Below are 13,871 nucleotides of genomic sequence, written 5' to 3' on the forward strand. Positions count from 1 at the left end.
CCCGATCGCCTCAACCGCTCCACCTAATTCAGGGATGACACTCCGTGAACTTCGACGCTCTGTACCACGCCAACTTCAAGCTGCTCGACGACGCCGTCACCGACTGGTCGACGCTCGTCAGGAATCTCGAGCAGTTGAAGAAGGACGCGGAGGACGAGCTCCACCAGGCCGCAAACAAGGCCAACTGGGCCGGCATGAACCAGCAGGTCTCCAAAGAGTTCATCGGCAAGACCGCCGGTGAGTTCGCCGACGCCCACACCCAGGCCGACACCATTCACAAGATCCTCAGCGACACCCTGGGTGAGCTGAAGGGCTATCACCAGCAGCTCATCACCGCCGTCAAGAACGGTACGAAGAAGAGCCTGACCGTTTTCCCCTCCGGTGACGGCTTCACGGTTACGTCGAGCATTCCTCCGCAGGTCCGCGGCGAGGACGCGCCCGACCAGACAGCCGACATAACCGCGCTCCGCGACGAGATCCAGGGGATCCTCGACAAGGCCACCGAGAGCGACAGCTCCGCCAGTACCATCCTCAAGGCCATCGCCGATCAGAGCAAGATGGGCTTCTCGGACGCCAAGTACAAGGACCGGGACTCTGCGGCAGAGGCCATCAAGAAGGCCGACGAGCTTGCCAAGCTGGCGAAGAAGGACCCCAACGAACTCACCGTCAAGGAGTTCGACCTGCTCACCGCCGGCCTCAAGAAGTACGGCAACGACCCGCTGTTCGCCGAGCGGTTCGCGACGGACCTCGGGCCGAAGAAGACGCTGGAGTTCTGGACCGGTGTCACCGACCCACGTAACTACGACATCGGGTCCGAGCGCCGTGACAAACTCGACGACCTCCAGCGGGGCTTGAGCCTCACCTTGGCGAGTGCCTCACAGAGCGACTCCGCCGCGATGGCGGACTGGAAGCGCAACGTGATCGACCTCGGCGGGACACGGATCGGCAGGGATGGCACTGGGCCCATGGGTTTCCAGGTCATGAGCAATCTCATGCGTGTCGGGGACTACGACGACAAGTTCATGGTCGACTACGGCACGAGCCTCATGGCGAAGGAAAAGGAACTCACGGGGTACGGCCAGCTCCCCAATCGCGCCTGGCAGTTCGGCGGAGCCGGAGGAGCCGACCAGTACCTCAACCGCATCGGCGGAGACAGCGGCGCAGACCCACTCACGGGTTACTTGAGGGGCCTGTCCAACAGCCCCGCAGCCGCAACGGACTTCTTCAACCAGGAGTACGTCTCGAAGGACAACCCGGACAACCCCTTCGAGCGGGACTCCGACGACGCGAACAGCTACAAGGGCAAGGTCACACTGTCAAACTTCCAATACCTCTTCGAGGAGCGGGAGTGGCCGCAGGAGACGGGTATCGACGGAGACGAACTGCACACCGGGCAGAACAACCTGGCGATGGCACTGGAAGCGGCTACGACGGGGCATCCGGCGGGTGAGATGCCCACGGTGGACACGCCTCCGCACAACAGCGACCAGGCCAAGCTATTCGAGGCCATCGTCACCTCCGTCGCGGACGACGACGGGCGCCTTACGGACAACAGCTATATGTCCGACAGCATGGGGCAGATCGCCTCCGAATATCTTCCGGACATCAACCGCTCTGTCAGCGATGTGAAGCGAGATACGGACTCCCCGGACTGGCGTGACATCGAGAAGCTGTACCCGGTGGCCGGCGCCGAAGCGAAACTCGGGCACACCGATGTCAGCAGGTTCCTCTTCTCTGTCGGTCAGAACCCGGAAGGCTATGCCGCCGTCGAGGTCGGCCAGAAGGCGTACTTGGGTAAACTGATAGACTATCACCTCAATCCGGATCTGCCGGACGATCTGCGGGTTTCCAGCAATTCCGAACTGCTCGTCACGCGCATCTCCGAGAATTCCGGCGAGGTGTCGGGAACCGTCCGAGCCGGAATGCAGGAATCCATCGGAGACGAGGCTTCGAACAAAGACAAGGGCTTCGAGCAGGCCGTGGCTCAGAAGAAGAACTTGATCGGCGGCGGCGTTGGCACCGTTGTTGGAGTCGGCACGTCCTTCGTTGCCACACCATGGGTCGGTGCCGCAGTCGGCGGGGCCGCCGGTACCGCGACCAGCGTCGTTCTGGAGTCGGTGTTCCAGGACGCCGAAGGGCATGCCGCAGAAGAAGCCCAGAAGGCCGGCGGTCAGGTCTGGCAGGAAGGCCAGGAGAGGAACGTCCAGATCACCCAGGAGGCGGTCAGGGCCGCGGCCGAAAAATACCATCTGAACGGCACGGATCTATCACTGACCGCAGGACCCGCCGCACGTCAGGGCTATATCAACGCCAAGGGTGTTCTCGAAGGACAGGCCCCTGGAATCACCACGGGTTCTTGAGATCGTATTCCAGGGAGACCTCTATGAGGCATCGAAACGCACGTTCCGTGCGGCGCACCGCGCTCAGCTTCGCCGCAGTCACAGCTCTGCTCTCCATACTGACGGGGTGCGGGGGCGGCGAAGAAAAGCGCGAGTACGCGATTCCGGACACGCTCTGTGGAATCGCTGTCGACCCTGAAGCCTTCGCTCCTCTCTTCCCGCCCGGCAAAACGCTCACCGTCACCGAGAAGGACTACGCGACCGCCACGAGTTGCAACATCGTCGTGGACAAGAAGTCCTTCGCCACTACCACCCGAACATGGCTGGAAGAAGGACGCACCACCGCATACTTCGCGACTTCGCTGAGCCTCGACCCGCCCAAGCGGTCGGCGGAAGCGGACAGATATCGCTACTCGGACCGCGAGGCGTTCGCCAAGACTCAGAAGTGTGTTGACTCTCAGCATAAGCAAGAGCTGTACACGGCGGTTCAGATCTGGGACAAGACGTACAAGGATGCCGACGCCATGAAGCGCCTCATCAGTTCTTTCACCACAGAGGTGGAAAAGTCTGCGGCGTGCACAGCCGGTGTGGAGGAATGAGACCCTCGCGGAGACGCTCGGCAAGAGGGCGAGGGGCGCACATCGACGACATCGACTACAACCTGTCCGGCGTCGGCGAGCACCAGATGGATACCGGCACCTTCCCCTCCGCATATCAAGGGCGTGCCAACTTCACCAACGAGGGCGCGATCAATTTCCTTAGCGTGCTCGGTCAGGACGAGCACTCCCACCGCGCCGTCACCGCAGCACAGCATCTGTATACGTTGAGTGCGCTCGACAAATATCCGCCGACCAGCGATGCCAATATCGAGCATGCCCATGATGCGCTGATGGCAGGTACCCAGGCGCGGGGCATCCTCGACAACGCCCGCATCGAGCAAGCCGCGACGGACTACGGCGCGGATTCGGAAGACGCCAACAAGTCACTGGGCCGGTCCGCCGACTGGATCAAGCTGGGGGTCGGGGCGGCCGTGGGCGTCGGGGTCGCCGCCATCCCACTGCCCGGGACGACTGCTGCGGCAATGGTCATCGCACCGGTCGCCGCAGATACCGTCGGAGGGGCAGTGAACACCTTCATCGGCCATCAAATCGACAAGGGAGTGGACTCCGCCGAAGCGGACCCCAGGGAACAGGCGCAACTGACCAGCAGCGATTTCTACTCAAAGGGTATCAATCAGATGGGCGAGGCCCACAACACCTACATTGACGGCAACCGTAAGACCGGCGATATCTTGGACGGCCAGAATTGGGATCAGGATATCAACGTCGCCTATTACGGGACTGGAACAGGCGAGAACGAATACCGTGGCCGAGCTTCATACAAGGACTGAAGTTGTGCGACAGACGAGCGAACGACCGCAGGCCAGAAAAAGAAGAGTGAAACGCACGAGTCGTCGAGCGGTGTGGCCGCGAACAAAATCTGCGATGGAACCTTGGACGCGTCGGCCACGGCAGCACTGCGTCGCATCTCTGGTGCGGAACGGTTTGAAGAACTCACCGGAACGAATGACGCAGGCGAGCCCAACACGTTCTCAGTGAACAGGGCGGTCAAGCATCTGCATGACAACTATTCAGTGCAGAGCGCATGCCGGGTCTATAAGACGGATGACGACAGCGGACACTCTTTTCTTGAGATCCGGTTCTCAGCAGAGGAAAGTCATCCATCCAACTCAGCGGGAGAATCCGGCGACGACAGAGTCGTCTACCCTATGGGCGTATTTGCGCAAGTGGGCGGCAAAGGCGCAGACCTCTACTTCAATTGCCCGACCAAGGCGACCACCGATGACGCGTTCACTGGCGACACGGAGTTCGTGAAGACGGAGATGTTCGCGGTGGCCGCGGACATGCAGGGTAAGGATGTGAACAAAGACCGCATGGCAATCCTCAATTCGATGGCGAGGGCGGTTGCCGAAGCCGCAGGCTGCGCGTCGGAGGCGGCGCTGCCCTCACAGGTCCCGGAGGTCGAGGCCGGCTGAAGTCTGCGGCGCGGCCCCAAGGAGGCCGGCCCACCCAAACCTCCCGCGCTCGTTGATCACGAATGCGTGCGGGCACATCTTCTCTCTGCAACCCGATCCCTGAAGGTTGACTCCATGGGCCTCTTCGACAAACTGACCGGAACCAAGCATCCCGACGACGGTGTCGCGCCGCGCCCGGCCGAGGAAGTCCGGACAGCCTTGCTCGGACTCAACCGGCCCGATGTGCCGTACGTCATCCGCAACGGCGCCGCGGAGGACGCCGACCTGGTGGCGGAGTGGCGGATGGCGGAGCCTAGCTGGCAGACCTTCTTCGTCGAGTCCCAGTTGACTCGCGCTGTCCGGATCCGGATGCGCCTGGCCCAGGAGAACCATGAGGTGCGCGTCCTCGAAGAAGGGTGGGAGGTCACCCGAGTTGGGAATCCGCCGAGGCTCAAGATTTCAGGGGCGTACTCACGCGGGCCCGACAGGACCGTCTCCCGCCACTACACGATCAGTCGCGGGGAGAGCGGCGCCCTCGAAGCGACGGAGACTTTCCGCTTCAACAGCGCGGAACTGTGCAGCCCCTTGCAGGATGTCGTCCTCAAGTCGGGCTGGACCTGGCGCGGAGTGGTCTTCGGCAAGCTGTAAGGGCCGTCCTCCTTGTTGCGTTCTACGGCTGGCCCGCGGAAACACCGAAGCCCTGGATAGCCATGTAGATCAACATGCCGGCCAGGACGACGAACATGATGCGGGTGACGGTGAAGGCCGAGTCGGGGACTTCCTCGGCACCCGGGTTGAACCTTTCGCGCCAGGCGCGTACCCGATCGGCCTTGACGCAGGCCATGGCCAGGAACACGGCTGCCAGGATGAGGCCCAGCACGTTCAGCTTGTCGAGTGCGTTCATGGTGTCTTCCCCTGCTCCGCCCACGGTGTGTGATCCGTCACTGGCCAACCCCGTGTCTCCGCCGCGCATCCCTCATCGCCACAGCAGTACCACTGAGTCCCGCCACCGTCACAAGGCCGCCTACCAACACATACGTTGCCAAGCGGGTGTTGCGTTCCTCGGCTGTCTCGCCGAGTTGCAGGGGAGCGACCTCTGGAGCCTCTGCCCTGGTCACGCCGCCCTCCGCCTGGGGGGACTCGACCGGGTTCGCAGGGTCCACGTTTGTCAGGGCTTTGACCGGGTCGATCACGCCCCAGCCGACCAGTCGGTCGCGGCCGGGGATCGATCGTTCCGCCGTCTGCTCGATCTGGGCGACGATCTCGCGCGCCGTCCAGTTGGGGTACTTGGACTTCAGGAGGGCTGCCACTCCGGCCACGTACGGAGCCGAGAAGCTGGTGCCGTTGTCGGAGCAGTGGCCGTTGCCGGGAACCGTAGAGACCATGTCGACGCCCGGGGCCGCGACTCCCACGAAATCGCCCGACTGGGAGAAGGCAGCCCGTTCGTTGTTCCGGTCGGAGGCCGCCACCGCGAGGACGCCCTCGTACGAGGCCGGGTAGGTGACCTTGACGTTTCCGCCCAGGCCGTCGTTGCCGGCCGAGGCGACGACCACCACCTGGTTGTCGAGGGCGTAGTCCACGGCCTGTTCCAGGCTCGGGTCCGGTTCGACGGCGTTCGCCGTGTCCTGGGAGATGTTGATGACATCGGCACCCGCGTCGACCGCGTAGCGGATCGATGTCGCGAGAGTGAGCGCGGTGCCGTCGCCCTCCGCGTTGTTCTGCTTGACGGGGATGATCACAGCGTCAGGGGCCAGGCCCACGAAACCCGTTCCCTTGGCGGGGCGGGCCGCGATGATCCCGGCCACGCGCGTGCCGTGTCCGACGGTGTCCGTGGTGCCCTGGTTGTTGCCGCGGTCGATCTTCTCGCCCTTGGAGTTCTTGGCGGGGAGAAGATTCCTGCCCTTCGACGCGTCAACGGCTTTGCTGAGCTGCGGGTTCTTGACGTCCACCCCCGTGTCGATCACTGCGACCCGGACTCCCTTGCCCGTGGACTGCGCCCACAGTTCGTCGAGATTGACGCGCTGCAGCGCCCAGGGGCGGCCTTCGTACTTCTTGGACGGGAAGGTGCATTGGCCACTGTCGTCCGCCCGGGCCGACGTCGCCGGCAGGGCGAACACCGCCGTGGTCGCGACGAGTGCAGCGGCTGAGGACAGGGCTGCCGTACGGGATGCGATGCCCGGTCCTCGTCGCCCGGTCGTCGAGACCCTCTGGTTCACCATGAGATCGCTCATCTCCAGGGTCCCGGCTACGAACCCTGCGGCTGGCGCGCCGCCGCCTCGGACAGGCGCGGGCCTGTCGGCAGGAACGTCGACCATTGCGCGGGAACGGGCACGGGGTTCACCTTCTCGTAGCCCAGGTGGGTCTGGGCGATCTCGGCCTCGTTCAGTTCCTCCTCGCGCTGCTTGGCGGAGGAACCGATGCCCTTGTCGTCCGTGGCGCTGTCGCTGTTGGACTGCAGCGCGTACCGCAGGCCGGTGTCGGTGACCAGGAAGACGCCGCCCGCCTTCGTCTCCGTGCCCTGGAACTGTCGGAAGAGCAGACCGGATCCAGGGGTGACGTAGGCGCTGGAGGAGCCCGTGGGCAGCTTGGCGGGGAAGTCCGTGCCGGCCCAGGTGGTCAGCGTCGTCCTTCCGCTGTCGTCGTCCACCGAGCGCAGAACGTTGCACACCGTGTTGCGGCCGTCGGAACTGCTGGAGCCGTTGTTCACCGTCTTCGGCTTGCGCGTCGGCCAGTTCCGCTCCCCGTCGAACGTGGTGCTGTCGACTACGGCGCCCGGGCTGACCTGCTGTGCCTCGCCGGCCTGTCCCGCGCCGATGAGTGCGCCGCTGTTGAGGAGCAGCGTCGCGGTGAACTCCGAGACGCGGGCCACGCTTCCGGGCAGCACCACGTAGTACTCCATCACCCGGCCGTCGTACGCCTTGATGACCATGCCGACCTTGTCGTACTGCTGCAGGCTGTCGGCGGCACCCGCCTTCGCACCAGGTGTCCCGTCGATCTTCGGAATGGAGATCGGATCTCCCTTGTGGAGGGTGTCGAGCCAGTCCTGGGAGACCCGCTGCGGAGCACGGCCCTGGGTGTCGAGGGCCTTGAGCAGTTCCTTGTCCGTCGGGTCGGCCAACTCGTACGCCGTGCCTCGGGCGTCGACGACGTACTGGGTCTTGCCGTCCGGTCCGACGACGTACATCAGGTCGCCCCCGGAGAGCTTGTCGCCGCCGTCCGTCTTGGGCCAGTCCTTCTTGGCGAGGACGAACGCCGCCTTCTGGATGGCCCGGCCGCCGTCGCTCGGGCGTTCACAGACCACCCAGTGCTTGTCGGACTCGGCCTCGGTGGCGGAGGGCAGGCGGTCGGGTGCGTAGGGGATGCCGATCGTCGTGCCATGCGGAGGCTTTCCGCTGTCCAGGATCTTCTCGTCGACGGTGATGACGCTGTCCTTGCTGGGGTCCAGCAGGAGTTTGGCGGAGGCCATGTTCAGGACGGGGTGCAGCTGGGTCTCGTTGCCCGTCTTCAGCACCACGTACCGGGTCGTCGAATCACTCGCGATGATGACGTGCGCTCCCGGCTCGGCCCACCCGACCGGCGCCGTCGGACTGAACAGGCCGATCCCACCGAAGACGGCAAGGATGACCACACCGACGATGATGCCGGGAAACACGGCGCCCAACGGCTTGGGGGCACCTTCCTCGGAACCCGACGGACTGGGCTGGAGGAACGAAGCGAGCGTGCGGCGCTTCGCGAAGGTGTAGGCGTTGAGTTGATCCCGCCGAGATGCCATCTGTGCCTGTCTCTCCCCGTGTTCGGCGTGGGTCCAGCTCGGCGGGTGTGCCGTCCCCCGCCCTCCGCTGTCGTACCGGCCCCCTACTATGCCTGGTAGCCGCGGGGACTTGTGGAACGGGTAGGGTACCCGGACTCTCAAGTGCCCTGTGTGGTGCTGGAATACCAACAAGATGCGAGCAAAACGGGGGGATGGAGTGAGGGCTTCGGGAACACGGGCCCCGTCCGGTGACCGGTCGCGGTCCCGGCGTTCCGCGGCATCACCGTCGGAGCCGGCACGGCAGCCGCACGGACAGGACACGCAGACAAACGCCCTCCGCCTGAGCATGTCACGCGGGCAGGGCGGATCGTCCCGATTGCAACGAGTTGTGCTGCTCGAAATCGCCGTCGCCGTCCTCGTCGTCGGCTGGGTGATCGGTGTGGCGGCCCTCGTCGTGGCGACGGTTGTCGCCGTCGCCCTCGTCCTGCTCACCTTCCTGCGCCGCCGCGGCCGCTCACTTCCCGAATGGCTGGCCACGGCGCGGGCGTTGCGAGCGCGCCGACGACAGGCCGCGAGTGCGCCCGTGCCGACGGGAATCGAACCGGGGCTCGCTCCGGCCGTGGAATGCGATCCGAGTCTGCGGACCTACACGTACCGAAGCCGCGACCGTCGGCCCGTCGGGATCATCGGTGACGGCACGTTCGTCACCGCCGTGCTGCAAGTCGAGGCCGACGCCACCGCCCTGCGCGCCGAGCGCAACCGGCAGCCCCTGCCGCTGTCCCTGGTGCGCGGGGCCCTCGAAGTCGACGGGATCCGGCTGGAGTCGGCGCAGATCGTTCTGCACACCCAGCCCGCGCCCGCGATCCATCTGCCCCAGCAGTCCGTGGCTGTCGCCAACTACGCGCCGCTGCAGGAGCAGACCGGCGCGCCCGCGGTGCGCATCACCTGGATCGCGTTGAAACTCGATCCCGAGCTCTGCCCGGAAGCCGTGGCAGCGCGCGGCGGTGGGCTCCTCGGGGCGCAGAAGTGCGTGGTACGTGCGGCCGACCACCTCTCCAGTCGGCTGACCGGGGCGGGGTTCCGTGCCACGCTCCTCGACGAGGAGCAGCTGACCGCCGCCATCGCCACCTCGACCTGTGCCAACCCGCTGGTGACCGCGGAGGTCGGGCGGACGGACGCGAGGGAGCGGCGGACCGAGGAGACGGGCCGGAGCTGGCGCTGCGACAACCGGAGACACACCACGTACTGGATCCGCCGATGGCCGACGCTGGGGGGCCACAGAGCGCCTTCGCTGCCCCAGCTCGTCGCCCTGGTCACCGCCGTCCCGGCGCTGGCCACCACGTTCAGTCTCACGCTCACGCACGGGGAACGGCGAGAGCTGTTGCTGTGCGGACATCTGCGGGTGACCGGTCGCAGCGACGACGAACTCGTCTCCGCCCGACGTGCCTTGCAGGCAGCGGCACGCCATACGGGCACGGGACTCACTCGCCTCGACCGGGAACAGGTTCCCGGAGTGCTCGCCACTCTTCCCCTCGGAGGTGCCCGGTGACGGCGATGACCACGCGCGGGGGGCAGTCGGCCGAGGTGCGCGGCGAGCCGCAGTCCGCCGCGGCGCAGCGGGCACTCGACCTGCTGCGCCGCGGCTTCGGACTGATCGGTCCGCGGCACGCACGGCACTCCATCTCTCCGGAGCAGCTCGAGGCGCTCGCGCTGCCCATCGGAGATGACGGCGTCGTGATCGGGGTCGACGCGGAGGGCCGGCCCGCGGTCCTGGGGCTCAACCGGCCGACTCCGTACGACGTCGTCCTCATCGGGGGTCTGTGGACCGCGCAGGTCATCGCCCTCCGGGCGGCGGCTACGGGAGCGCGGGTCGCCGTGGAGACGGGGCGTCCTCAGGCCTGGATGCAGATGGTGCATGCCATGGGTGGCGGACAGAACGGGCTGGCGGTGTACGAGGTGGGGCGGGTGCCCCCGCAGGGCACATCGGCCGGTACCCCCGTGCTGGTGGTACGTGACTGCGGTATGCGGCCACCGCGCGGGCGCGTCGTCTCCGGTCCCTGGCAGTCCGTGCTGACGCTGCTGCCGTACCTCAGTCCGGTGGCCCCTCGGCTCATACGGCAGGCGCGGCTCGTCGGTGTGCAGCGCATCTCCCCCGACGAGGCTGCTGAACTGGGCCGCACGATGGCATTGCCCAGGGATGCGGTGGACTCCCTGCCTGGTCTCGCCGATGGCCTCACCCTGTGGTGCGCCGACCGTGACCGGCAGTACACGCTGACCCAACCCACCGACGCCGAGATCGGATTGTTGGGTATGCCCCGCAGGATGGACTGAATCGGCCCTCGCATGACACTCCATCCGATTTCGGTGGCTTTGCGTGCCGACAGCCCTACCGTGCAGGGCATTTGCGGGACGGTCGAGTCGTGAACGGCGGGCGTTGAGGGGCGGACGGGCCTGCCGACGTTGGGCGCTCGGTGATTAGGCTGGGACCGGGCGCGATGCCGGAACCCGTGGACCGGGCGTCGGCGTCCCGGGGGAAGGGCCGGTGGACCGGACGACCTCGAACGGCCGAAGACGAAGAGCAATGGTCGCCCCGGCACGGCATGAGGGTGCTCGACCACACCAGGAGGAATTGTGAGCAGCGATCGGGACGGGACGCGCGGGGGCTGGGCCACACCCGGCGATGACCAGCCCGACGCGGAATCCGCCGTCGAGATGACGGGCGAGTTCACCATCGACTACGCGCCGCCCGCTTGGTACACGCAGAACGCGGGCGGGGGTTCGGCGGCGGGGACGGGAGGGAGCACGGGGGCGGCTCCTCCGCCCGGGCCGCCGGCTCCTGTTTCAGGGCCACCGGGTCCCGTTCCGAATCAGGGGCAGGGTCAGGGGCAGGGGCCAGGTTTGGCGGCGGGGGCGGGCCAGGGGGCGGAGACTTCTGTTCCGGCGCCCGCTCCCTTCCAGCCTCCGGTCCCGGGCCTGGCTCCGTTCCACCCTCCGGCTCCCTTCCAGCCTCCGGCTCAGGATCCCGCTGCGCCGCCCGGGGCACCTGGGGCGCCGGTCAACGCCGCGCCTGCGGCGCCGTATGCCCCGCCGACCGCTCCTCCTGTCGTTCCTCCCGCCGCTCCCGCGCCCGTCGCTCCGCCGCCCGTTCCGCCGGCTCCGGTCGCGGTGCCCGGGCTTCCGGTGGACGGCGGGTTCCAGCCGCAGCAGGCGCCGACCGCCGTGCCGGGCCCGCCCGTCGAGGAGAGCGGTCCTGAGAACGGGGATCTGGAGAGCGGCGCCACCATGCGGTTCTCGCCTGTTGTGCTGAAACAGCAGATCGAGGAACAGACCGTCGAGGCCGAGGCCGAGGCCGAAGCCGAAGCCGAAGCCGATGACGAGCAGGCGGGCTTGGAGGGTGACGGCGTCGCTCAGGCCTCGTCCTCCGGTTCGGAGGCGGACGCGGGCAGCGAGCCCGCCGTAGCCGCCTCCGCCGACGGTGCTGCCGAGGAAGGTTCCGCCGAGACAGAGGCCGATGCAGTCTCCGAGGACGCCGACGTCAGCGCCGAGACGGGTGCGGACGCCGAGGGTGAGGCGGCTCCCGACGCATCCGTCCCCACGCCCGAAGCCGCCTCCGCTCCTGAGTCCGCCGAGGAGCAGGACGGGGCGTCGCAGCAGGCGGCTCCCGCTGCTCCGCCTGCCTGGGCTCCCCCGCCAGTACCGCAGGGCGGGGTGCCGCCGTTGCCGCCGTCGTACGAACCTGCGGCTCCCGCGCCGGCGGCCCAGTGGCCTGCCCAGCCGCTGCCGCAGCAGGTCGACCCCGCGGCGGCCCAGCAGCCGCCGGTCCAACACCCGCCGGTCCAGCCCGAGGTGGCGCCGCCTGCGCCGGCTCCCGAGGCTCCCCCGGCCGTGCCGCAGCCCGCGTACGGGTTCCCACAGCCCCCCGCCGCTCCGCCCCTGCCCCAGCCCCAGCCCCAGCCCCAGCCCCAGCCGGGCTACGGGTTCCCGCAGCCCCCCGCCCCCAATGCCGCTGGTGGTTACGGGTTCCCGCAGCCCCCCGCGCCCAACACCCCCGCCGGGTACGGCTTCCCGCAGCCGCCTGGGCACCAGCCGCAGCCCCATCCCCAGCCCGGCATCCCCCAGCAGCCCGGCGGCCTGCCCCCGGCTGCCCCCGCCGTTCAGGGGAACCCGGCGCCGGAGGCCCAGGGAGCGGCCCCTCAGGGCTTCCCCGGTCAGCCTCCGCACGCGCCCCAGAGCCCCGACGCCGCGCAGGCCGGGCACGCGCCGCAGGTTCCGCAGCAGCCCGTCGATCCCCGGGTCGGTGCCGCCTGGCCGCAGGCCGTCCAGCACGACCAGCGGCAGCCGGTCAACCCCGGTGCCGCGCCGCTGGGTTACACCGCGGCCGTGGAACTGTCCTCGGACCGGCTGCTCAACAACAAGAAGCAGAAGGTGAAGAGCGGTCGGCCGACCGCTTCCTCCTCCCGTTTCAAGCTGGGCGGGAAGAAGGAGGAGGCGGAGCGGCAGCGCAAGCTGCAGCTGATCCGTACGCCGGTGCTGTCCTGCTACCGCATCGCCGTCATCAGTCTCAAGGGCGGTGTCGGCAAGACGACCACGACCACCGCGCTCGGCTCCACCCTCGCCATCGAACGCCAGGACAAGATCCTCGCGATCGACGCCAACCCGGACGCGGGCACGCTCGGCCGCCGGGTGCGCCGGGAGACCGGGGCCACCATCCGTGACCTGGTCCAGGCGATCCCGTACCTCAACTCGTACATGGACATCCGGCGGTTCACCTCCCAGGCCCCGTCCGGCCTGGAGATCATCGCCAACGACGTCGACCCGGCCGTCTCCACGACCTTCAACGACGAGGACTACCGGCGCGCGATCGACGTGCTCGGCAAGCAGTACCCGGTCATCCTCACCGACTCGGGCACGGGCCTGCTCTACAGCGCGATGCGCGGGGTGCTCGACCTCGCCGATCAGCTGATCATCATCTCGACGCCGTCCGTCGACGGGGCGAGCAGCGCCAGTACGACGCTGGACTGGCTGTCCGCGCACGGGTACGCCGAGTTGGTGTCGAGGTCCATCACCGTGATCTCCGGGGTGCGCGAGACCGGCAAGATGATCAAGGTCGAGGACATCGTGCAGCATTTCGAGACGCGCTGCCGCGGGGTCGTCGTGGTGCCGTTCGACGAGCATCTCGCGGCCGGTGCCGAGGTCGACCTCGACATGATGCGGCCGAAGGTGCGGGAGGCGTACTTCAACCTCGCCGCGATGGTCGCGGAGGACTTCGTACGGCATCAGCAGATGCACGGGCTGTGGACGAACGACGGCAACCCGCCGCCGGTGGCCGCCCCACCGATGCCGGGCCAGGCGTACCCGGGCCAGCCGTACCCCGGTCAGCCGTACCCCCCGCAGGGGCAGCCCTTCCCCGGCCAGCCGTACCCGCCCCAGACGCCCCAGGCGCCCCAGGCGGCCCAGCCGCCCCACCCTGGGCAGCCTCAGCCCTACCCGCCTGCGGCACCGCAGCCCGGTCAGGCCTACCCCCCGCAGGGGCAGCCGCCCTACCCGCCTCAGGCCCAGCCGTACCCCGGGCAGCCGCCCCAGCCCGGACAGCCGTATCCGCCGCAGCCGGGTCAGCCCCAGCCCCCGGCCGGTTACGGCTACCCCCAGCCTCCCCAGCCGCCTCAGCCCCCGGCGGGCTACGGCTACCCGCAGCCGGACAGCAACAGCGGCGCGACGCCTCCCCCACCGCCCCCGCAGCAGTGATACGCCCGAGGGGCGGCCCGGG

11 protein-coding genes are annotated in these 13,871 nt (G+C 67.8%); 8 read left to right on the forward strand and 3 right to left on the reverse strand.

Annotated elements, in window-relative coordinates:
- Window positions 1–44 precede the first annotated feature (44 nt).
- The 5 genes from ACLZN2_RS46410 (at window position 45) to ACLZN2_RS46430 (ending at window position 5,001) form a co-directional block, all read left to right on the forward strand.
- Window positions 45–2,360 carry a hypothetical protein gene (locus ACLZN2_RS46410; RefSeq protein WP_416986082.1) on the forward strand — a complete coding sequence of 772 codons (2,316 nt, stop codon included), beginning with the start codon at window positions 45–47 and terminating at the stop codon, window positions 2,358–2,360.
- Between the two features lie 47 nt (window positions 2,361–2,407).
- Window positions 2,408–2,938, forward strand: a complete 531-nt coding sequence (locus ACLZN2_RS46415) for a hypothetical protein (protein WP_416986083.1) — start codon at window positions 2,408–2,410, stop codon at window positions 2,936–2,938.
- Window positions 2,939–3,024: 86 nt separating this feature from the next.
- On the forward strand, window positions 3,025–3,729 hold the full coding sequence (locus ACLZN2_RS46420) for a hypothetical protein (protein WP_416986084.1): 705 nt from the start codon (window positions 3,025–3,027) through the stop codon (window positions 3,727–3,729).
- 72 nt (window positions 3,730–3,801) lie between these two features.
- Window positions 3,802–4,374: a hypothetical protein gene (locus tag ACLZN2_RS46425; protein WP_416986085.1), complete on the forward strand. Its 573-nt coding sequence runs from the start codon at window positions 3,802–3,804 to the stop codon at window positions 4,372–4,374.
- 114 nt (window positions 4,375–4,488) lie between these two features.
- Entirely contained in the window at window positions 4,489–5,001 is a 513-nt protein-coding gene (locus ACLZN2_RS46430; RefSeq protein WP_416986086.1) for a hypothetical protein, read from the forward strand.
- A 22-nt stretch (window positions 5,002–5,023) separates the two neighbouring features.
- On the opposite strand, the gene ACLZN2_RS46435 is transcribed toward ACLZN2_RS46430, so the two are convergent.
- From ACLZN2_RS46435 to eccB, 3 genes are read right to left on the reverse strand one after another with little or no spacing between them, the layout of a single operon-like run.
- Window positions 5,024–5,257 carry a hypothetical protein gene (locus tag ACLZN2_RS46435; RefSeq protein WP_416986087.1) on the reverse strand — a complete coding sequence of 78 codons (234 nt, stop codon included), beginning with the start codon at window positions 5,255–5,257 and terminating at the stop codon, window positions 5,024–5,026.
- 37 nt (window positions 5,258–5,294) lie between these two features.
- Window positions 5,295–6,572 (reverse strand): type VII secretion-associated serine protease mycosin, encoded by a 1,278-nt coding sequence (mycP, locus tag ACLZN2_RS46440; protein WP_416986088.1) that lies wholly within the window; start codon window positions 6,570–6,572, stop codon window positions 5,295–5,297.
- A 26-nt stretch (window positions 6,573–6,598) separates the two neighbouring features.
- Complete coding sequence (eccB, locus tag ACLZN2_RS46445) at window positions 6,599–8,125, reverse strand: type VII secretion protein EccB (RefSeq protein WP_416986089.1); 1,527 nt, start codon at window positions 8,123–8,125, stop codon at window positions 6,599–6,601.
- A 325-nt stretch (window positions 8,126–8,450) separates the two neighbouring features.
- Here eccB and eccE point away from each other — a divergent pair, with 325 nt between their 5' ends.
- The 3 genes from eccE (at window position 8,451) to ACLZN2_RS46460 (ending at window position 13,849) form a co-directional block, all read left to right on the forward strand.
- On the forward strand, window positions 8,451–9,653 hold the full coding sequence (gene eccE, locus ACLZN2_RS46450; protein ID WP_416986090.1) for a type VII secretion protein EccE: 1,203 nt from the start codon (window positions 8,451–8,453) through the stop codon (window positions 9,651–9,653).
- Window positions 9,650–10,435: a hypothetical protein gene (locus tag ACLZN2_RS46455; protein ID WP_416986091.1), complete on the forward strand. Its 786-nt coding sequence runs from the start codon at window positions 9,650–9,652 to the stop codon at window positions 10,433–10,435. Before eccE ends, ACLZN2_RS46455 begins: the two co-directional genes overlap by 4 nt.
- A 300-nt stretch (window positions 10,436–10,735) precedes the next feature.
- Entirely contained in the window at window positions 10,736–13,849 is a 3,114-nt protein-coding gene (locus ACLZN2_RS46460) for an SCO5717 family growth-regulating ATPase (RefSeq protein WP_416986092.1), read from the forward strand.
- Window positions 13,850–13,871: the final 22 nt, after the last annotated feature.

The sequence above is a fragment of the Streptomyces sp. T028 genome, assembly GCF_048159505.1.
GTDB lineage: Bacteria > Actinomycetota > Actinomycetes > Streptomycetales > Streptomycetaceae > Streptomyces.

Coding starts and splice junctions, on each gene's coding strand:
- ACLZN2_RS46420 (WP_416986084.1), top strand. CDS start 3,025: ATGGATACCGGCACCTTCCCCTCCGCATATCAAGGGCGTGCCAACTTC.
- ACLZN2_RS46430 (WP_416986086.1), top strand. CDS start 4,489: ATGGGCCTCTTCGACAAACTGACCGGAACCAAGCATCCCGACGACGGT.
- ACLZN2_RS46435 (WP_416986087.1), bottom strand. CDS start 5,257: ATGAACGCACTCGACAAGCTGAACGTGCTGGGCCTCATCCTGGCAGCC.
- mycP (WP_416986088.1), bottom strand. CDS start 6,572: ATGGTGAACCAGAGGGTCTCGACGACCGGGCGACGAGGACCGGGCATC.
- eccB (WP_416986089.1), bottom strand. CDS start 8,125: ATGGCATCTCGGCGGGATCAACTCAACGCCTACACCTTCGCGAAGCGC.
- eccE (WP_416986090.1), top strand. CDS start 8,451: ATGTCACGCGGGCAGGGCGGATCGTCCCGATTGCAACGAGTTGTGCTG.